This is a genomic window from Paraburkholderia sabiae (assembly GCF_030412785.1).
Lineage (GTDB): Bacteria > Pseudomonadota > Gammaproteobacteria > Burkholderiales > Burkholderiaceae > Paraburkholderia > Paraburkholderia sabiae.
The window spans coordinates 466,054-484,710 of sequence record NZ_CP125297.1; the positions used below are offsets into that span (position 1 = coordinate 466,054).

General features: G+C 58.2%; 10 protein-coding genes and 13 pseudogenes. 12 read left to right on the forward strand and 11 right to left on the reverse strand.

Annotated features, from left to right (window positions below; translation table 11 throughout):
- Window positions 1-11: 11 nt before the first annotated feature.
- Window positions 12-566, forward strand: a pseudogene (gene tnpC, locus QEN71_RS41915) (IS66 family transposase); the annotation flags it as partial.
- A 421-nt stretch (window positions 567-987) separates the two neighbouring features.
- Here tnpC and QEN71_RS41920 read toward each other — a convergent pair.
- Entirely contained in the window at window positions 988-1,221 is a 234-nt protein-coding gene (locus QEN71_RS41920; protein ID WP_201662244.1) for a hypothetical protein, read from the reverse strand.
- 2,186 nt (window positions 1,222-3,407) lie between these two features.
- Between QEN71_RS41920 and queE the strand changes: the two genes are divergently transcribed.
- Complete coding sequence (gene queE, locus QEN71_RS41925) at window positions 3,408-4,115, forward strand: 7-carboxy-7-deazaguanine synthase QueE (protein WP_201662284.1); 708 nt, start codon at window positions 3,408-3,410, stop codon at window positions 4,113-4,115.
- A 361-nt stretch (window positions 4,116-4,476) separates the two neighbouring features.
- The gene (locus QEN71_RS41930) at window positions 4,477-5,352 is read left to right on the forward strand and encodes a cytolethal distending toxin subunit B family protein (protein ID WP_201662249.1); all 876 of its coding nucleotides are present in this window, start codon (window positions 4,477-4,479) and stop codon (window positions 5,350-5,352) included.
- Window positions 5,353-5,383: 31 nt separating this feature from the next.
- On the opposite strand, the pseudogene QEN71_RS44920 reads toward QEN71_RS41930, so the two are convergent.
- The 4 genes and pseudogenes from QEN71_RS44920 to QEN71_RS41945 all read right to left on the reverse strand — a co-directional run.
- Window positions 5,384-5,559 (reverse strand): annotated as a pseudogene (locus QEN71_RS44920) (IS5/IS1182 family transposase); the annotation flags it as partial.
- 454 nt (window positions 5,560-6,013) lie between these two features.
- Complete coding sequence (locus QEN71_RS44925) at window positions 6,014-6,235, reverse strand: nitrogenase-stabilizing/protective protein NifW (RefSeq protein WP_201662252.1); 222 nt, start codon at window positions 6,233-6,235, stop codon at window positions 6,014-6,016.
- A gap of 210 nt (window positions 6,236-6,445) precedes the next feature.
- Window positions 6,446-6,655, reverse strand: coding sequence for a hypothetical protein (locus QEN71_RS41940; RefSeq protein ID WP_201662255.1), 210 nt, complete (start codon window positions 6,653-6,655; stop codon window positions 6,446-6,448).
- Between the two features lie 26 nt (window positions 6,656-6,681).
- Window positions 6,682-6,926 (reverse strand): annotated as a pseudogene (locus QEN71_RS41945) (hypothetical protein).
- Window positions 6,927-7,151: 225 nt separating this feature from the next.
- On the opposite strand from QEN71_RS41945, the gene QEN71_RS41950 reads away from it, so the two are divergent.
- The 6 genes and pseudogenes from QEN71_RS41950 to QEN71_RS41975 all read left to right on the forward strand — a co-directional run bounded on the left by QEN71_RS41950 (window position 7,152) and on the right by QEN71_RS41975 (window position 11,494).
- Window positions 7,152-7,445 (forward strand): hypothetical protein, encoded by a 294-nt coding sequence (locus tag QEN71_RS41950; RefSeq protein WP_201662257.1) that lies wholly within the window; start codon window positions 7,152-7,154, stop codon window positions 7,443-7,445.
- Between the two features lie 152 nt (window positions 7,446-7,597).
- The gene (locus tag QEN71_RS41955; RefSeq protein WP_290468280.1) at window positions 7,598-8,074 is read left to right on the forward strand and encodes a hypothetical protein; all 477 of its coding nucleotides are present in this window, start codon (window positions 7,598-7,600) and stop codon (window positions 8,072-8,074) included.
- Window positions 8,020-8,538, forward strand: a complete 519-nt coding sequence (locus tag QEN71_RS41960; protein ID WP_233472198.1) for a hypothetical protein — start codon at window positions 8,020-8,022, stop codon at window positions 8,536-8,538. The genes QEN71_RS41955 and QEN71_RS41960 overlap by 55 nt, the downstream gene beginning before the upstream one ends.
- Window positions 8,535-10,087 (forward strand): annotated as a pseudogene (locus QEN71_RS44930) (response regulator). The gene QEN71_RS41960 and the pseudogene QEN71_RS44930 overlap by 4 nt, the downstream one beginning before the upstream one ends.
- A pseudogene (locus tag QEN71_RS41970) lies at window positions 10,084-10,640 on the forward strand (response regulator); the annotation flags it as partial. The pseudogenes QEN71_RS44930 and QEN71_RS41970, both read left to right, overlap by 4 nt.
- Window positions 10,641-10,694: 54 nt before the next feature.
- Window positions 10,695-11,494, forward strand: a pseudogene (locus QEN71_RS41975) (IS5 family transposase).
- A 275-nt stretch (window positions 11,495-11,769) separates the two neighbouring features.
- Here QEN71_RS41975 and QEN71_RS41980 read toward each other — a convergent pair.
- A pseudogene (locus tag QEN71_RS41980) lies at window positions 11,770-12,288 on the reverse strand (MFS transporter); the annotation flags it as partial.
- Window positions 12,289-12,440: 152 nt separating this feature from the next.
- On the opposite strand from QEN71_RS41980, the pseudogene QEN71_RS41985 reads away from it, so the two are divergent.
- Both QEN71_RS41985 and QEN71_RS41990 read left to right on the forward strand, forming a co-directional pair.
- Window positions 12,441-12,563 (forward strand): annotated as a pseudogene (locus QEN71_RS41985) (IS5/IS1182 family transposase); the annotation flags it as partial.
- Window positions 12,562-12,663: pseudogene (locus tag QEN71_RS41990) on the forward strand (IS6 family transposase); the annotation flags it as partial. The pseudogenes QEN71_RS41985 and QEN71_RS41990, both read left to right, overlap by 2 nt.
- A 510-nt stretch (window positions 12,664-13,173) precedes the next feature.
- On the opposite strand, the gene QEN71_RS41995 reads toward QEN71_RS41990, so the two are convergent.
- From QEN71_RS41995 to QEN71_RS42005, 3 genes and pseudogenes are all read right to left on the reverse strand, one after another.
- Window positions 13,174-13,734, reverse strand: coding sequence for a hemerythrin domain-containing protein (locus QEN71_RS41995; protein WP_201662275.1), 561 nt, complete (start codon window positions 13,732-13,734; stop codon window positions 13,174-13,176).
- Between the two features lie 430 nt (window positions 13,735-14,164).
- Window positions 14,165-14,333: pseudogene (locus tag QEN71_RS42000) on the reverse strand (AAA family ATPase); the annotation flags it as partial.
- Window positions 14,334-14,540: 207 nt separating this feature from the next.
- Window positions 14,541-15,385 (reverse strand): annotated as a pseudogene (locus QEN71_RS42005) (recombinase family protein); the annotation flags it as partial.
- Between the two features lie 490 nt (window positions 15,386-15,875).
- Between QEN71_RS42005 and QEN71_RS42010 the strand changes: the two are divergent.
- Window positions 15,876-16,122, forward strand: a pseudogene (locus QEN71_RS42010) (transposase domain-containing protein); the annotation flags it as partial.
- 236 nt (window positions 16,123-16,358) lie between these two features.
- Here the strand turns inward: QEN71_RS42010 and QEN71_RS42020 are convergent.
- Window positions 16,359-16,512 (reverse strand): annotated as a pseudogene (locus QEN71_RS42020) (ATP-binding cassette domain-containing protein); the annotation flags it as partial.
- 65 nt (window positions 16,513-16,577) lie between these two features.
- Window positions 16,578-18,641, reverse strand: a complete 2,064-nt coding sequence (gene treS / locus QEN71_RS42025) for a maltose alpha-D-glucosyltransferase (RefSeq protein ID WP_201662278.1) — start codon at window positions 18,639-18,641, stop codon at window positions 16,578-16,580.
- Window positions 18,642-18,657: the final 16 nt, after the last annotated feature.

Genomic DNA, 18,657 nt, shown 5'->3' on the forward strand with positions numbered 1-18,657 from the left:
CTCGGCATAAGGCGCACGCCCGACGCCAGTTCTATGAATTGCACGCAGCGCGCCCCAATGCGTTGAACACCGAAGCGCTCGAGCTTATCGGCGCGCTATACCGGATTGAGGCAACGATCAGGGGCAAACCTCCCGACGAGCGCCGCGCCTATCGCTAGGAGCACGCGCGGCCGTTACTTGACCGATTCCATGCGTGGCTCACGACGACGCTCGAAACACTCTCGCGTAAATCTGACGCGGGTCAGGCGATCCTCTATGCGTTGAACAGATGGGAAGCGCTCACACGCTACTGCGATCATGGCCGGCTCGAAATCGATAACCTGCCAGTCGAGCGCGCGCTACGCGGGGTGGCCATCGGTCGCCGCAATTATCTGTTCGCTGGAGCAGACTCTGGCGGCGAACGTGCCGCCGCCATCTACAGCCTGGTTGGCACCGCAAAACTCAATGGCATCGATCCTGAGGCGTATCTGCGCTTCGTGCTCGCACGCATCGCCGATCATGCGATCAATCGCATTGACGAACTCACACCGTGGGCCGTCGCCGATCAGCTCCGCAGCCCAGCCTGACAATCACGATCCCCCGTCAAGACATCGCTGCTGCCACGCTTACCCCAGATGCGTACCTCTGCTGATTGCGGACGCTTTTTCTTGATCGATCGCTTTCTGTGCGAGAAACTCAGGCGCGGCGCCGCCGAGTGCATATGGACTCGCGATCGGCAACAAAGCTGCTGTCGGGACTCGATTCTTGCTCACCGCGCTTGCGCGGTAACTGAACGGCTCATGGCCGCCGCACATGGAAGATGCGACTGCATGTGTACCCATCCCGAACGCTGCCGCATTGGATCAGCGGTGTGCTGTCACTTGGACCCGGGGGGCTGCAGCAAAAATAGGGATCCGTGCATGCGCTCGTCTCTCTGCACGACTGCATGCCAACGCTCCAGCAACGGCCCACTCGATGTGCGCACTGCGTTCGGGCTTCGGTAGTAACCTATTTTTTCCTGGCGTTATCGATTTGATCGAGGGCTGCATGGAGTTGTTCCCGGCTCATAAGCAGCTCCTTGCCGTCGCCGCGTTTGGTGCGAAGGATCTGGGCGGCATTCATGTGGTTCATTTCCGATACTATGCGGGCAACCGTGATTTGGTCGATCCGCGCTGCGACCTCAAGGTCATGTTGGCGCAGTTCTTCGTCGTTGAAGACGTGAAAACTTGGGTTTTTGCTCAAGATAATTCTCCTGTCACAGGTTGAGTGGCCGAAGAAGAGACGATGGACCCTGACCAAAGGTCTATGCAACACGCACATGTGCGGTAGTACACACATTGCGCTAACTTGACATAAGGGGTCCCCTTGATTTCGGCGCAAATTTCCGGTTTAGAACGCTCTCGGCTCATGCGGCTTTGCGGGCCGACCCCAATAAATATTAGTGCGAAATCAAGGTCCTGCTGTCTGGACCCGAAGCCTCAATTCTCGGTCCCGAGAGGCGACAAGCGGCCAATTCCCGCCTCTTGAGAAGTGCTTGAATCCGCCAATTGACAGGCCGGTTGGACGGTGGGAAGCGACATCTACCTTTCCGACAGCACTTTGAAGCGTGCGTTGACGGCCAACGTGCAAAATCATTACGCTCGCGATGATGAATATGAGCGCCGCAAACTCCAGCGGGGCAAACTTTTCTCCAACGGCCTAACCGATCACGAGTGCAACAGCCGGAGCCATATACGTCGCACCGGACGATGCAACCGTCGACCGAAATAATTCTGTCACTGCCACCAGCACGACGGCGGCTGATCCGGAGAATGGAACATGGACACCGCTTCACTCGGCATCCAGGCTGTGTCCGGATCATGCAACACGCTCACGCGAAAAAACGAACGGCCTTGCTGAGTTGCTTGCGCTTGTCGTACCCTTCGATTCGAAATTCTCTACTTGACTTCGGTAACGCGCCAGAGCCGTACGATGCGCGCATGCGCGACCGGCCCCTCGAAATCGAACGTGAACGCACTAACGAAGTGAATTGCGAGCGCTTGTCTTCGCTCAGCACCTGTTCCGCCATCGGTCGCACCATAGGCATGCCCGCGAATACAGACCGGTTAACAACGGAACAGAGCGCATTTCTCAGCTCATGTCGTCCCAACACCAAAGGCGATCTTGACGCTTTTGTTACACGATCGCGGATGCTTTGTCGCAAAGATGACATGACGATTTCAGATGTGTACACAACGAATGCAGTGGGATAAATAGAAATGAAGAGCGCTGTATAGAATGCGGACGTGAATGGCACGAAACCTGCGGGAAAGCTGTTTGCACGGGCACGCTCCGGACAATGAGAACTCGACAGCACGCGACAACTCGTTATCCACTGATCAACCTCGTCGACGCTGATGGCAGCCAGCGGCGGATGGGAGGTCAACCTAAAGGATCGGATTCGCTGGCTCGAACGAAAGCGTTGCCGGACAACTAACGGTGTATGGAGTTCTCGGATATCTGCTGAAGACGCGACCCGCGCAAAGCCTAAATCGCTGTTTATGGCTGGTAACAAAGGAGTTGAAGAACATGCATTGTGATCGACCGAACCCGCCACCGTCGACACGTAGCCTCGCTGATATGGGTACCGGTACAATACATTTCCGTCTCCCACGCGGTGTGCCATTGCCGGCCGGATTGTCATGCACGATAGTGTCATTTGAGCACCGTGCCCGAACATACTGGCATATTCACCCGTTAGGCCAACGATTGTTCGTGACAGCGGGATGCGGGTGGATGCAGTGTGAAGGCGGACCGATTGTGGCGATGCATCCTGGTGATATGGTCTGCATTGCGCCGAACCGAAAACATTGGCACGGTGCGTCACCATGGACCTCCGTGAGGCTGATTGCCCTCCAGAAGGAGCATGACAGCAAACGTGTCGATTGGCTAAAACCGGTTACCGACGAGCAGTACTACGCCAGACCGTCTCTCGACATCTGACGGAGCGCGATGTTAGAGAATCAAAGGCACTTCCCCCTTCTCAAGTTTGCGGCGAAGCGGCAAACCGGCATCAACTGACTGTGTCGCGATAGTGGAATCAGGATGATTAAGCCCATTACGATGACGATTACCAAAACCACAAGCGAACAGAACTGGGGATAACTATTCGATCTCCGTCGTCGAACTTGATTTGCCCCATGTGCATGGTTGTGGGCATAAAGGCAAGACGTTGCTATTTCAAGGACTACTAGGATCACCGCATGTTGCTGTGGAACGACGCCCCTTTCTATCTACGTGCGCGGCATGGATACGTCGATGGTCAGGGTGTCCCGCTCAATCCAACCGCCAAGAGCATGGCGCGGTGGCTGGTGACCGTGCTCGGCACTCGAAGTGCTGGAAGCCACCGACGTGCGGTTGGGGGAACTTCTGACTTAGGAGACACGCAAATGCACTGTGACGTACCGTCGGTAGCTGTGCCACCCGTTGGCAGCTATCCCGTCAACGAGATTTTTGAGTCGTTACAGGGCGAAGGCAACTTCACGGGCACACCTTCAGTGTTCGTCCGTCTGCAAGGGTGTCCGGTGGGCTGCGCGTGGTGTGACAGCAAGCACACGTGGCAGGTGATGCCAGAGCGCGAAATCAGTGTCGGGACGATGGGCGAGAAAACGGGGCGGCCGTGCGACAGCTATGCGTGGTGTGACGTGCCGACGCTCGCGAACATTGTGCGGGCGGCAGACGCTGAGCACGTAGTCATCACGGGCGGCGAACCGTGCATGTACGACCTGCGCCCGCTGATCGCGAAGCTCGAAGCGTGGCATCACCGTGTCCAGGTCGAAACCTCGGGCACTTACGTGCCGCTCGTCACGCCGAGCACCTTCGTCACCACGAGCCCGAAGTACGGAATGCCAAGTGGACGCCCGGTGCTCGATGAGGCGCTGGCGCGCGCCAACGAGATCAAGTATCCGGTCGGCAAGCAGCGCGACATTGATATCGTGCTCGAGAGACTTGACCCGATCCAGCGCGCGCGGGGCACCCCGATCTGGTTGCAGCCGCTGAGTCTGTCGTCCCGCGCCACGGGCATCTGCATGAAGGCGGCGCACCGCTACGGCTGGCGCGTCTCGTTGCAGACGAATAAGTTCATCAACATCAGGTAGCGTCATCATTCCAGCCCGAGGAAGAAAGTCCACGCCCACGATGCTCAAGCTGATCGAGAGCAGTTGCGTCACCCGGACCACGCGCCGCTCCCGTCCGGGCTTTCTCCCGTGCTCGTGTGGACGAACGCGCCCGTGCGGGATGGATTTGCATCACGCCCGAACGCGAGCGGCTCGCCCAGGCTGTTTCGCCGTGGCGCTCGCGATGAGCACGCAATACGAGATATCCGTTGAATCGCTACGATTCAGATCGATATGTCGTTCGGTTTAGGCGTGGCATGGGATTTTACCCACCAGCACGGCGCCTGATACTCGGTTGTGTAACTCCACTGAATTGTATTTGTGAAAAAAAGAAGGTGAACCGATGAGAGTTTTGGCAGTTTTTATTCTTCTGATAATCTATTTTCCTGGTAATGCGTGGACGGCAGTCAACGATCGTCGCGTAGTGACTTGGAACCTCCAAGGCTCCAGCGCAAGCACGGAGAGTAAATGGAATTCAAATATTCGTACGGTGCTACTTGGAAACCGGGATGACGGACCGATACCCGTTTCAAGGCACATTGATGTTATGATGATCCAGGAGGCTGGAACACTACCTTCATCAATTACGACTAATCCGCCACTTCCATTGGAAGGCCGATTAGTGAACCCGGATCTGGTTGTCGCTCCTATAAACGAATATGTCTGGAATTTGGGTACCTCACGAAGGCCAATCGATTACTACGTGTATTTTGCGCGAGTCGATACTGGTGCCAATCGAGTAAATCTGGCTATTCTCAGCAAAGAAAAGGCTGATCAAGTAATCTTGCTTAGACCGCGGGCTTGGAGTGGAGCAAGGCCAATACTGGGAATCAGACTCGGATCTGACTATTATTTCGGGATTCATGCCTTGGCAAACGGCGGAACGGATTCCGGAGCGATCGTTGCTCGAGTTTGGGAGTATTTTAATCAAAATCAGATATCGGACCAATGGTTGATTGCTGGTGATTTTAATCGCGAGCCCAATCAATTGCGCGAGCTCCTTCGGAGAGGCTATCCGCAAGAATATAGAAACGTGACTTTCCAGTATGAGGATCGGCCCACCCATAGAACAAGCGGCCACAATCTAGACTATGGGATTGCTGGACAGCTGAACAATCCATCCGGCGGCCCTAATTTTGATTGCAGCTTATTTACGCCGAGCCTAATAGGGCAGTTGGTATCAGATCATTCTCCTGTTTTACTTTGGCCGAAGAAATAGACAGCGAGAACGACAAAGATGATTGGCAAGGCGAACGTTGGTGTGCACGCCCAATGGTCGAGGCGATCAGGATGTGTTCGACTTTCGTTTCGCCAGCCAATGGCTGCGCAACCCGCTGCCAGACACCGTCGCAATCGGGAAAAACGTAAACGCGGTCTGTTACCGGACGAAGCACACTGGCAGGTGGCGCCATGGGCTTCCCGGCCGAACGGCGATGACGCGCAGGAGAAGGAGAATCTGCCCCGAACACGCAAAAACCGCGCGCAGCAGCTACCGAGATTGCAAGAAATCTCGTCGATGGTAATGATCCTTGGTGCAGGCGATATCGACCGCCTGTTCTTTGCGATCTGCAGGATGGCGGTAGCGAACGCATACGGTCGCAAGCGTGATTGCACCGACGAACGCGCAATCGGTGACGAGCACGGCGTCGTAGGCACCATGATTCACTTGCGGAATGCATCTTCGGCTTGGGGGCGATCCCGTGCAGAGCAACATGAGCGCCGAAGTGGTCCCCAGCGCCGAATCAGGAGCCTGCTGGGACGCAGGCGACGATGTGCGTGCATGGCGACACTCCGGGCCAGGCGGTACGACACGTCGGCAACGACGCTTGCAGATTGTCGAGAGAGATGGGTCGGTGTCCCTCGATTCCTTGGAACAACCTTTAATACGTTCTCCGCAGCGGGCGGGGACACGACGAAATGTTGAAGGCATGTTGGCGCGGGCCTTGATAGACGGTGAGCAGGGTCGTCGCATTGTCATGCGGCACGGCTTCCGTGGCTGAAAATATTGGAAGGGGCGAGAAGCGTCTGAGGATGTGCAGGCGGCCGACGCTCGCAACCTTCTGGTCGAACGCGATGCCAAATTGCAGTACATCCTCGGCCAATCAGTGCTCGCATTTCTAGCTGGCGTCCCTATTGGAAGAAGGCGAAGGCTTCGTAGGTCGAAAATTGATCGAGCACGTCAAGGATATCGGCAAAGCGTGCACGCTGCGCGCCTTGTTGTTGAACACAGGGCGTTACTCGGCCCTGCGGGCATCAAGCCCAGCAGGCGCGGCAGACGGGCATCGAACCCTTCGAACCTGATCGATTGCCTTTCAATGCACGGAGCCGAAGAACGCCATCGCGCCTTCTGCTGGCGTCAGGCCTGCCTTGAAATACCCCTCGAGGCGGTCCGCAATCGCTTCGTCGAGTGTGAAGGGCGGCCGGATGTAGCCCACATTGAACGCATGGTCGTACCAGTCGCTGAGCCACGCGCGCAGTTCGATCACATATTGCGGCAATGCATTCGAGGCGTCGTCGTGCATGTACATCTCCTTGGCTTGCAGAACGATCAGGCTGCCTTGCAGCCTATCCCCATCTCCGGTCGGCGCCTGTCCGGCGGAAACACGTGCCACGTGCCGTCGGCATGGCGAAAGAAGAAGAGGGAGAACGAGCCAGTCGGCCGGTCGATCTGAATGCACACGCGACATGTTCCACCGGAGCGCGAGCGTTCCAGCAGGCGCACACGCGCTGTCCGGCCTCGCGTCGAGCCGACCAGTTTTCGACCTGAGAGCGCAGCGATCTGTTGCCCGCCATGACTTTCCCCGCGATGCACGATGAATCGATGCTACGGGGGATCGGCGCGCGCGCCCAATCGGCGGCGGCGGAATGTCGTCTCAGGAAGCGCTGATTCCAGCCGTCAGGGTTTCCCGACGCGGAAATCAGGATGTCACGCGACCGTCTTTGCGCGTGCGCTGACTGCGGCATAGTTTCTGATCGGAGATGATAAGCCATCAAAACGCGATGTCAAACCGATGCATCATGATGGCCTATTTGTCCGAGCGGGAGAACGTTGTCGAGCAGGTCGATTCGCTCTGTCTGCGGCTTTTCGACACTTGGTGCGAGACGGGCAGTGTGACGCCGCTCGCGTATCTGTTGCGTTGCCGGCCGTTGACCGACAGTGCGCCGGGCGCTCTGCGGCGGCTGGGTGAAACGATGCGAGATTTGCGGCGCCATCACGCGGACCAGCTCGACGCGTACGGCTTTCAGGCGCTGTGCGAAATGGCCGATCTGATCGACGAACTGGTAGAAGGTCCGGCGCGCGCGCGGTCATAAAGGCGCAAAGACATGCGGGCACGGCACAATCGCTGCGGCGGGGGCGCGTTGTTTCATCGGACGTTTGAAACCCCGGGGTGGGGTGCGGTAGACGGGGCTTTGGCATCGAGTGCAGAATAGGACACACACAAAGGCGGCACTTACGGGAAGATATGGTTCTCGACAGGTTCGACGCATGGTGGAGCGGGCTCCGTTACGTGCGGCGCAGTGTGGTGCTGCGGCTGCTCGGTACGGTGCTCGCCTTTAGCTGCGCGATCACGCTGATCCTGACGGCGGTGCAGCTTTATCGCGACTACGAGCGCGGCATCGCGCAGATTCAGAACCGTCTCGTCGATATCGACCGCAGCTATCGCGACAGTCTCGGCGAAGCGCTATGGCAGCTCGATCAGCCGCAAGTGAAGCCATGCCTTCCAGTCTCAGCCTTCGCCTCGCGGATATTCGCGCCGCCCAAGTGCGCGAGTTGCGAAGGCCGGCACAGCGATGGTCGTGGCCGTGGGCGAGCAGATGACCGTCGCGCGGAAGTTTCGGATCCTGTACCGCGTGCAGGACAAGGTGCAACCCATCGACACCTTGTATGTGGAGGACGCTCGCCAATCTCTATCACGAGCTTGTGCACACCGCGCTCGTGATCCTCGTGAGCCAGGGCGTGAATACGTTTCTGGTCGCGCTCTTCACGTTCTATATCCTGCGGCGGCTCGTCAAGCGGCATCTCGCGGCGATCGCGCGCACTGTCAACGATTGCAATTTTCACGAGCCGCCGCGCGCGGCGGATGAGATCGACCGCGTGGCGTCGGCATTCGACGGGATGGGTATGCGCCTGCATCGTGCGTATCTCGACGAGCGCGAGGCGTCCATCGAGCGCGAAGCATGCCGCTTAACTGCATCCTTGGTTATGCGCAGATCCTCGGAATTTCATCAGCTTGCGCGCGACAGCAACATGCGCGGCATCATTCAGTGGGCGGAGCGCATCGCGGCAAGCGATCCGGCGCATGCAGCGTTCGCCGCGCGGCTGCATGAACTGGCGCGCGTGTATCAATCGAAGGCGATCCTGCAACTCGTCGAGCGGTACCTGGAGGGGAGCACCGCATCATGAGCCCTCTCGCCGCCCCGGTCGCACACACGGGCACGGTCCTGATCGTCGACGACACGCCCGCGAATCTCGGCATGGTCGTCGACAAGTCTCGAAGCGCGCGGCATCCGCGTGCCGGTCGCGCTTGACGGCATCGAAGCGCTGGAACGCGCGGCATTCGCGCAGCCCGACGTGATCCTGCTCGACGTGAAAATGCCGGGCATCGACGGCTTCGAGACGGGTCGCCGTCCGAAGCGCGACGAACGCACGCGCGATATCGCCGTGATCTTCATGACCTCGCTGACAGGCAACGAGGATCGCGTCGCGGGCTTTTCGGCGGGCGGGGTCGACTACGTGACCAAGCCGTTGCGCGTCGACGAGACGCTGGCGCGCGTCGGCGTGCATCTTGAGCTGCGCGCCATGCACAAGCAGCTTCTCGCACAGAACCGGCGACTGCTCGCCGAAGTGGCCGTGCGCAAGGAAACGGAGGCTGCACTATCGCAGGCGCGCGATGACCTCGAACGGCGCGTCGCGTCGCGCACCGAAGAACTGGCGCGCGCCTTCGCGCAATCGTCGAAACCAGTCCGGTGCGGTTGTGCATCACGTCGATGCCGGACGGACACATCCTTTACACGAACGCGCCGCTGCGCGAACTCTTCGGCATGGACGAAGGCATGTCCGGCCAATATCGCGGATTTTTACGCCGATCAAGGCGCGCGCGACCATCTGATCCAGCATCTGAGGACAGAGCGCAGCCTGCGCAATGCGGAGGTGCGGTTCCGGCGCCCCGACGGCACGCGGTTCTGGGCGATGGCGACGGCGCGCGTCGCGACCTACGACGATTCTCCCGCGATCTATGTTGGCCTTAACGACATCACCGGGCGCAAGCAGATGGAACAGGAACTCGACGGATCACGCGAGCAGCAGCGCGAGCTGTCCGCGTACATGGAGGCGATCCGCGAAGAGGAGAGAAAGCGCATCGATTGAGATTCACGACGAGCTTGGCCAGTTGCTGACGGGCGCTCAAAATGGACGTGTCGGTGCTCAAGATGCGCCTGATGCGCGATCGCGAAGCAACGAAAAAAGCCGATGACACGCGTGAACTGGTCGACGGCACGATCTCGATGGTACGCAACGTCGCGAGTCATTTGCGGCCGGCTGCACTGAATTTCGGCATCGTATCGGCGCTCGAATGGCTGGTCGACGAGTTCAACCGCCGCAATCCGATTCCTTGCGAGTTGCGCATCGTCGGTGGCGAGCCTGCGCTCCCGGATGCGCACGCAACGGCCGTGTTCCGCATCGTGCAGGCGTCCCTGACGAATGTCGCAGGGCATGCCGACGCGGCGCGCGCGGACATGACACTGAACTCGACGGCGGAGAAGTTCGAATTGCAGATGCGTGACGACGGCCGCGGCTTCGATCCGCAAGTGGTGGGGCGCAACTATTCATATGAACTGCTCGGCATGAACGGGCGCGCGCGGCTGATCGGCGGATCGCTTTTGATCGGCAGCGCGCCGGGCGCGGGCACCACGGTTTCGATTCACGTCCGCTCGATGGCGGACCTCGAACATGATCAGGATACTCATTGCAGACGATCATGCGATCGTCCGTGGCGGCCTCAGGCAGATCATCGCAACCACAAGCGATATCGTCGTCGCGGCGGAAGCGGTGCAACGGACAGAAGTGATCGACAGGCTGCGCAGTTGCGTCAGATCTGCTGCTGTTCGACATGACGATGCCCGGCATCAGCGGCGTCGACCTGATCCGTCGAGTACGGGCAGAGCAGCCTTCGCTACCCGTACTCGTGCTGAGCATTCACGACGAGGCGCAGGTGGCGTCGCGCGCATTGCGCGCGGGCGCGACGGGCTATCTGACCAAGGACAGCGGCCCGGACGTGCTGCTCGCGGCGATCCGCAAGCTCGCGGACGGCGGCCGCTTCATCGATCCGAAACTCGTCGATGCCATGGTCTTCGAAACACAGCGCGGCGACGTGCCGCCGCACGAAGTGCTGTCGGATCGGCGAATTTCAGGTGCTGCAGATGCTCGCGGCGGGCCGGAGCATCAACGAAATCGCCGACACGTGCTCGCTCAGCGCGAAAACGATCAGTACATACAAGACGCGCCTAGACGGTGTTATGACTTTTTGTATAACCTGGTATCCTGGGCGCATGACAAAAGAAATGCGCAGGCCTTACCCAACAGACGTGTCCGACGAAGAGTGGAGTTTCGTGGCGTCGTATCTGACATTGATGGATGAAGCGGCCCCGCAGCGCAAATACGAACTGCGCGAAACGTTCAACGCGTTACGCTGGATCGTGCGTGCCGGTGCGCCGTGGAGAATGATGCCCAACAACTTTCCTGCGTGGGAGCTGGTGTACCAGCAGACCCAGCGGTGGCTGCAGGCAGGTTGTTTTGAGAACATGGTCTGCGATTTACGCCCGATCATCCGTGTTGCGCAAGGTCGGCAGGGCCAGCCCAGCGCCGTGATTCTGGATGGGCGGACGATGCAATCCACTTGCGAGAGTGGTCCACGTGCGGGCTATGACGGCTACAAACGCAAGCGTGGCAGCAAAGTCCATATCGCGGTCGACACGCTGGGACATTTGCTTGCGGTACATGTGACACCGGCGAATGAACAGGAGCGCGCGCAGGTAGGCGAACTCGCGCGTCAGGTGCAGGACATTACGGGAGAGACGGTCAAGGTGGCCTTCGCAGATCAGGGCTACACAGGTGAAGATGCTGCTCAGGCTGCACGCAATGAGGGCATTGAGCTGCAGGTCATCAAACTGCAGGAAGCGAAAAAGGCTTCGTGCTGCTGCCCCGGCGCTGGGTGGTCGAGCGCAGCTTCGGCTGGCTCAACCGTTTTCGCCGCCTCGCGCGCGACTATGAGAGATTACCTGAAACATTGGCTGGGCTTCATTTCGTTGTCTTTGCCATGCTTATGCTCGTGCATGCAGTGCCAGTACTTCGAAGTTCATAACACGGTCTAATGCAGAAACTCGGGTTTTCCAACAATTCTGAGGTGATCCGGTGCGCGATCCGGCGCGGGTTGATTGTCGGGGAGCGGGATGCCGCGGAATGCAGGAATAAGTGAGTATCGAGAGCATCTGCAGGGGCGGCCGAATCTATTACAGCGGGCCGCGACAGGATTTCATCAGGCTTGCTAGCAATACGCGAGCCACCTGCGCGACCCATTTCACCAGTGGTTATCGTGAAGTGTGCGATTCAACGGGCGGCGAAGAATTCGTTTGAAGATCAGATACGGCTGGCGCGTGTAATTTCCTCTCCTGCGCGACGCGGCAAGCGCAGCGTGACGGGAATCGACCCCAGCGAGCACAAGCTCACCAGCAGAAACGCGGGCCAGAAATCCGACCACATGATAGACGCGTGCCCGTTCGCTAGGTGGGAAATCTGCAGCATGATGCCGCCGATCGTCACGCTTAGACCGAGCGACATCCGGTGCACAGCACTGCCGAGGCTCGTTGCCCGTCCAACGTCGCGACTCGCGACTTCTGCATAGGTTAACGAGTTGAGGGTCGTTAATTGCAGCGGCGGAAAGAAGCCGCCAACGAGCACAACTACCCAGATGACCCACGTTGGCGTGCACGGGAAAAAAAATCCGTGAGCTGCGACCGACACGCCCGAGAGCGCGGCATTCACCACCAGCACAGAACGGAAGCCGTAGCGTTTCAGTACGCGTGTGGCAACCGTGCGTGTGAACACGGCACCCAAAGCGGACGCGCAAGTTATGAGGCCTGACTCAAAGGCACTCATCTTTCGCTATGTCGAACATCTGACAATGTCGGGTTGCGAGATGTCGGTTTGCCGTCATTGTGTCGATTCTTAGACGCTTGCGCTCGTCGTCTAATTACTGTCAATAGATCTTGCTCGTCGATAGGGCTCAGACCAGCCGTTTGATTGTCGTCTGGCTTCACAACTTCCGACGCTTGCGCATGCGCTTCGAACGCTTCGCTTTCATCCATGAAGCTTTCATGAAGCTGGCCTGCTGCATCATATGCTGGCGAAAGCTTCAAACATCATTTAGTTAAGTGTGCGCGCATCGTTCTTGTCGGCATCGAACTGATGCATATGGGCTGCAAGGGGGCAGCTGCAACACGTGATATAGGCAGAACCGCCGCAGAGCAGTTCCCACTCGCTAGTTACGTAGGATCCTATTTTAGTCTCAGAGCTTTCTCATCTTCTTGTTTGCGAAAGAGCCAGTTGGTTTTCAGGCTGCCGGGGCCCTGAGTGTCAATGGAGGCAACCCTCTTTGCCTGATTCCCACTGAGTTGGTTGCCGGTGCATTTGACTTCTGCACGACGACACCCGAGTATTGGGGTTACTGGTTCGTGCCCGGCTCATTGGGTTCGCGACCCCAAGTCTGCTTTGCAACGTTCCCAGTTCGCCGCACCGTAACAATATCGTGTGTGGCAAATAATGTCGGGCGACGAGGTCTCGTCTCGACTTTCGATCTTCGGCAGGTGAATAGTTCGTCAAGCGTTCACGACGGCCATCATGTCAGAATGAATGGACTCCTGCCGATCATCGATCGGCCATCACGTATGCGTGACCGTTCCACGATGGCAGAATGTGCGAAAGGAGAGCCATTAACCGGTTGCCTGCAGTACGAGTTGCGCAAGGAGCGACCGGCGGCTGGGCTCATGTGTATTGCATCCGCGCATCTACTGCGATCTGTTTGCGAAGCGCCTCCAAACGCTCAAGCACCTTTTCTCCAAAACGCGGATCGGGGCTAGCAGAAACGACGGCATCGACCGCTGCCCAGTCCTGTTCCGTCAACACCTGCGCGGCGCGAGGCATCAAATCTCGCTCTTCAGTAGAAATGTGGTGACGTTGGTACACAAGGTACGTGGCCGTGGCCGCCTCCAGAGCCGTGCGGGAGATGATGACATCTCCAGCGGCTTCATTGATGCGATTTAGGAGTTCATCGCCGGCCGCGGAAACCACGCGATGCTCCTGAAGGACTCGATTCACGACGACTTGAATCCCGGGATCGTGTTTGGCAAGCCGAGCGTACGCGACATCCTCGCGCGGATGATGAATACGATCGGAAAAATTACGCATGTAGTAAAGGATGTCGTTCATAAGCCCGTAATTCGGACTCTCGCCCCGACGGAGCACAGCCAGCTGTTCTTCGAGAAGATCGAGCAGCCGGGAAAAACTAACGTGCTCGGTGTGCCATACAGAAAGTGAGTCTGTCATGACATGCTCCATGGTCAGGTACAGACTGTCTTAACCAAACGGTGAATGCGCCCTTGTCGGCGTGATCGATAGTGCCGCAGCGCGACCGGTACAATCGAAATGTTACCAGGTGCACCGCCAAGAAGGACTGACACAGATCAATACACTGTGGTATTGATAGGCAGTGATCGCTCGCGGCACGGACGGCTTGGGGCAGCGTCAAGCAGCACGCCAGTCAACATGGTTGTCGCGGTCCACGGAGGCACGATCACGGTTCGTAGTAGCGCCGGATCGGCTCACGTATACTCCGCGCTGAAACACAGGAACCATTCCGAGAGCAGGTGCTGGATCTGCTCGGCCGCTTCGTCGGAGAGTTCGGGCAGCGTTGGCGTACGCGGTATGTAATCCGCTTGCCGGTTTCGGGCCTTCGTACGTCTGGATTACACGTTCATCAGAACTCCTCAATGTCCTGTTGCAGCAGTTCGTCGGGGATATGGGTTCAGCGCCTTCGGTACGGCCGGCTGCATGGCGGTGCGCAGGATGCGGACCGCCTGCCGTGGCAACCCTCGTGAGGCCTGTCGCGGAAGTTCAAGCCCGGAGTCGGACAGCAGCGCGTGCGAGATCAATTGCCCGCCTAGATGTGCATCAGGGTGGTGAGCTTCGCACCCGGTCGGCCTTTGGTCGTCTGACGTATGTTTTGGAGCGCGGTTCCCGCGTCATATTACCGATCCCGCGACGGAGCTTACCTGTCTAACCTCGAATAGCGCGAGATACCGCTCCTCATTCTGCGCGCGACGTAACAGATGAACTGCGCCACCGGTTCGCGTCTGGTTGCGTTCGAACGCCCCCCAGTCGATGTAACCTTCGTGGTGCTCTTTGAGCAAAACCTCCCATTGATCAAACGGCTTTCGATGCCTGTACGTCTTGTGTGCACGGCCATCTACGATGGTCGTCTGGCTGCCACTCTTGCCATAGGCATAAGCTCCGGCGTATAAGGCATTCCTAAGCACTGATATGACGTTGCGATAACGTATAGCGTCCAATCGAATTGCGTCAGCGTCCTGCCGTCGGTCGGTCTTGGAAACTGGATCTGTTCGGCCAGCAACGACAGGAAGGCTTGTCGCGCGCTGCCCAGTTCACGAAAGCGCGCAAAGATCAGGCGTATGACCTCCTGAAGCCGCTGGTCTGGATCCAGGCCTAGCCCAATATCACGGTGCCAGAGATAGCCGATCGGTACGCTAATACGCAGTTCGCCCCGCTGAACCTTGGCGCGAGCTGCATCCAGCATCCTTGTTCGAAGACCGTTGAGCTCGAATTCGCTGATGCTACCCTTCATGCCCAGCAGCAACCGGTCGCAGATGGTGCCAGTCTCGTCCATCGCGGGCAAGACGCGACGCATCCAGACAAAGCACCGTGCCGACTTCGCCGGCGCACAGCAACGCCACGAGCCGCTCAAAACCGGGGCCCGCGACCGTACCGCTGGCCGAGCGGCCGAGATCGTCATCGATCACCTCGATGTCAAAAATCCGCGACGCTTGCCTTCTCCGACTTGCTCGTACTGGCGACGCTTGCTCTCGGTGTTCATCTGAACCTGAGCCTGCGTCGACTGTTGGACATAAACTACTGCTTTGCGCTGGAGCAGAGGGTCTGGCAAACGATCAGCGTTCGTCATCGTCAGACTCCTTGCCGAGGGCGACGTTTGCGGTCTGGAGCAGCAACTTCGCCAGGTGTGTGATTGCCCTTGCGCGCTGTGCCGCACTCATTCCCTGAAGATCGGCGGTATCGAACCTGAGACGCGTCTGCGTCAGCGCAGGCGGTTGTGGGCGCAGCAGGACGCCCCCTTGGCAGCTTGGCCATTGCGTTTCTCCCGGACGGAAGTGGAACCGTCCGACGAGTGTGCTCGCAAGCGCCAGTCAACGAGCAGTCGCTCGAGTTCGCTCAGCACCGCAACTGTGACGCGCGGCTCGCCCAAGGCTATAGCAGTACACGAGACGCGACCAGCATCCACGCCGACACCAACCTCACTACGCCTGGGCTGGACTCGACGTGCACCACGCGACCGCCGTTTCGTTCCTCGACGTCTCGTGCCTTGACGCGTCGCCCGTACAAGGGATGCCAACGGTAATGGACTTAAACTTCCTGCCCGATATAGGCAGAATGATCGCGAACCTGCCATCGGCCGCAACTATCTTTTCGCGGGAGCGGACTCTGGCGGAGAACGTGCCGCAGCGATTTACAGTCTCGTTGAAGCTTAACGGCATCGATCCTGAGACCTATCTGGACACCGTTCTCGCCCGGATCGCAAGTCATCCAATCAACCGCGTTGGCGAACTACTCCCATGGAGAGTTGCCGGCGCAGTTAATCAGGGTCGTTCAAGTGGTTCAAGCCTGAAATGCGTTTCCGCGTAGGAGACGTTGCAACGCCACACTTCCTTCCCTTCCCGATCGAAGATCGCGGTGCCCTTTACTATCGTGCACTGCGCCTGCGGAAACACGGCACCATGCCCATTGATCGCAGCAGACAACGCATTCCGTTCCCTACAACTCGCCAAGTATTTACCGTCTCGCAGAATCATCCCCGCCACCAAACGTCCTGAAAACGTCTCATCTTACCTTGTCACCATGTCAGTCAAGCAGCGCTTACGTTCGATGTGCATTTCCTCGCGCAGCTTCGCGTCGAGATTTGACATCGGTTCGTCGAGCAGCAGCAACTCGGGCCGCATCGCGAGCGCACGCGCGAATCGCGACGCCCGGGCGCTGGCCGCCCGACAGTTCATTCGGATAACGCGTGTCGAGACCTATTCTGAAGCGCTGCGTCTAATTCAACTGCCGGGATGTTGCCGGGTGTGTGCCCTTAATGCACGTCAATGGGAAAGAGAACTCGCAATTCTCAGTGATACACCTCGGTGCCCCTCAAGCAGTATTCGCAGCTTACCCGGTTCGTCGAGGTGACCGATAATCGAATCGGCGAGCATGTCGATGACAGGTCCTGGCGCGGTGCAGGGTAGCATAATAGTCTCATCGACGGTGCTTGCGCCAAAGTTCAGAGCTGTAATCTGAGTCTCTTTCCCTCCAGGAAGTTCGTGAACCATTACCAGGAGGCCTGGCGCGACAACGTCAGGAATCTCGATTTGCCGACTCGCGGCGATGCCGTACGAGTCACGCACAGCGAGGAGACGCTTGAGTTGCGAAGCGAAAGAGGCAGGGTCGGCGAGCTGCTCCGGCAACGTACCGTACAAGGCCACTGCGCGCGGTATGCCTTCATCAGATGTGTATGCGTGCGGGTTTTCTCCCGTCAGATCATAAGCACCGCGTTGTACCCAGCGCGTGTCTCCGTCAGTCGTTCGCTCCTCGACGGCCTCAATGGGTAAGGGCAGTGCGCCGACAAGGTCCCACCCCGATATTGCAAAAACGCCTGGCTGCAATGCATTGAACATCGCAAGAAGAAGATGAATTTGTCGGATATTGTCTCTGTCCCCGGGCGTTATGGCGTCCAGGTCCCGAATATTGAGTGCCGCAGTGATGACGCTGGCTGTCGTGCAAGACACGCCGTTTGTCACGAAAGGAAGGTTGTAGGGTGCATGCTCGCCGCTCAAGCGCTCGTACATCTTCTCCCGGATATGCTCCCGAAGAGTGTTGCCGTTCCATGTCTGCCCTTGGAAAATAAAAGTTTCGTTAGCGTGTAGCGTCCAGAAATGTACGAGTTCCAGCGTCAGTTCATCATGGTTCTGAAGTGCGTGAATGAGAGACGCCGGGTCGATGCCGTACTGATGGACTTTGCGTAGCATCAGTCGCAAGAATTCAGTGTCTCCCGTCAGAAGTGCATGCTGATACGCAGGACGTGTGACGAAGTCGTAAGACAGGTCAGCGCCATTTTTGGACATTGCCGCCATGTCTTCGAGGGTGAGATTGAGTTCCTGAAAGCTGAACCCACCGGCCTTACGAATCGCCCCGGCGAGAAGCTGGTTGCCCGCGACCGCGAGTGGATGGCTCTGCGACCATGCACTGCCGTGTGGTCTTCGCTCGATGCCCAGGAAGCCGTTGGCATCTAGGCGAAGTCCGCGAGCGCCGAGGACGTCCAGGGAGTGCAGAGCATCACCGATACTGATTTGTTGGGCGGCGAACGTTGGGTCGAGCCAGTTTAGTGACGGTTGACCTTCCTTAAAATAGTGAAGGTATACCCACCGGCGCATTACGCCGTCTACGCCAAGTACAGGCGCGGTTGCACTCCAGTCTGTTTCCTTGACGCCTGGCGCAAAAAACATTACCCGCTGAAGTTGGCCAACGATGTAGCACTTGCTTTTCAGGGTGTCGACCACGTCGGCCGGCAGATTGATGGAATCTTTTCCACCCGGTACGTCTGGCAAAAGGTTCCAGTCGCTAGGCATGATCTCGATCATATGGTAAAGGCCCGGATAGTCCCCGTAATTCATCTCAGCGAGCCGGAAGTCGGGGCCTTTGCCAGTATGCAAAGGAATGACATCGTCAATGACAACAGCGTTGTGCGCTGCCGCCATGCGACTCATTGCTATGAAATCTTCTTCTGTACCGAATCTGGAATCGATCTCCAGGCCAATGCGATCAAAGTTGCCGTCTACCGAATGGGTAAAGCGCTCGCCATTAAGACCACCGGCGACTTTGGTTGGACCCGGGTGAAGTGCATTAATACCCATCGAGGACAACGAACGCCACAGTGTCTCGCTTCCCAATGCCTGGAGTACCGACTGTCCCGGTGCGGCTATAACCGCGCTTGGGTACGCGGTGAACCATACAGACGAATTTGCGCACACCCCACGCGGGCGGGCCTCGGCATAGGGGTGACGCCAAAGCTTGGCTTGCCCCGCATAACTGCGTGCCCGTGCGCGAACCTGGTGGAGCATTGAAAGACTCACGAGCCACTGGATATGCTCTGAAGCCGGAACATTCATGGCAGACCTCCTCGAG

Coding starts and splice junctions, on each gene's coding strand:
- treS (WP_201662278.1), bottom strand. CDS start 18,641: ATGAATGTTCCGGCTTCAGAGCATATCCAGTGGCTCGTGAGTCTTTCA.
- QEN71_RS41940 (WP_201662255.1), bottom strand. CDS start 6,655: ATGCACGACGACGCCTCGAATGCATTGCCGCAATATGTGATCGAACTG.
- queE (WP_201662284.1), top strand. CDS start 3,408: ATGCACTGTGACGTACCGTCGGTAGCTGTGCCACCCGTTGGCAGCTAT.
- QEN71_RS41950 (WP_201662257.1), top strand. CDS start 7,152: ATGATGGCCTATTTGTCCGAGCGGGAGAACGTTGTCGAGCAGGTCGAT.
- QEN71_RS41995 (WP_201662275.1), bottom strand. CDS start 13,734: ATGACAGACTCACTTTCTGTATGGCACACCGAGCACGTTAGTTTTTCC.
- QEN71_RS41955 (WP_290468280.1), top strand. CDS start 7,598: ATGGTTCTCGACAGGTTCGACGCATGGTGGAGCGGGCTCCGTTACGTG.
- QEN71_RS41930 (WP_201662249.1), top strand. CDS start 4,477: ATGAGAGTTTTGGCAGTTTTTATTCTTCTGATAATCTATTTTCCTGGT.
- QEN71_RS41960 (WP_233472198.1), top strand. CDS start 8,020: ATGTGGAGGACGCTCGCCAATCTCTATCACGAGCTTGTGCACACCGCG.